1 protein-coding gene is annotated in these 510 nt (G+C 56.3%); it reads left to right on the forward strand.

Annotated features, from left to right (window positions below; genetic code table 11):
* Window positions 1–123: 123 nt before the first annotated feature.
* Window positions 124–510 (forward strand): plasmid recombination protein (locus KP705_RS16940; RefSeq protein ID WP_215765109.1); only part of this gene is annotated, 387 nt, incomplete at its 3' end.

The following is a 510-nucleotide window of genomic DNA, read 5'->3' on the forward strand; positions in this document are numbered from 1 at the left end:
TTTCAGAACTGTTTTCTATTTCTCGGCCAACTGTCTATCGAACTCTCAGCAGAACAGCCTCAACGTTCTTGTTGGGTTCACTCTAAGCGTACGTAAAGTACACTTTCGTGTCGTGACCCCTATTTGAACGAGGCGTTGCGCTGGATTCAGGAGCGGCACGGCAAGGACAACGTGATCGCTGCCATCATTCACCGGGACGAAAAAACGCCGCACCTGTCGGCCTACGTGGTGCCAAAAGACCCCGATACAGGCCGCCTGAATTGCCGCCGGTTCCTCGGTGGTGCCAAGGCCCTGAACGAGATGCAGACCGACTTTGCGCGAGTTGTGGGACGCCCTGTCGGACTGGAACGCGGCATCGAAGGAAGCAAGGCCACCCACACCAAGCTGAAAACCTACTACGGGGCGCTAGAACGGGACGCACCCGAGCACAAAAACCTGACCCCTGCTGACCTAGAACCGCAGGTGCTCAAGAAGGGGATTTTTACCCGTGTTGTGGAAGACCCTGAGCAG

It is taken from the genome of Gluconobacter sp. P1D12_c, from assembly GCF_018812105.1.
In the GTDB taxonomy this organism is placed as follows: Bacteria; Pseudomonadota; Alphaproteobacteria; order Acetobacterales; family Acetobacteraceae; genus Gluconobacter; species Gluconobacter oxydans_A.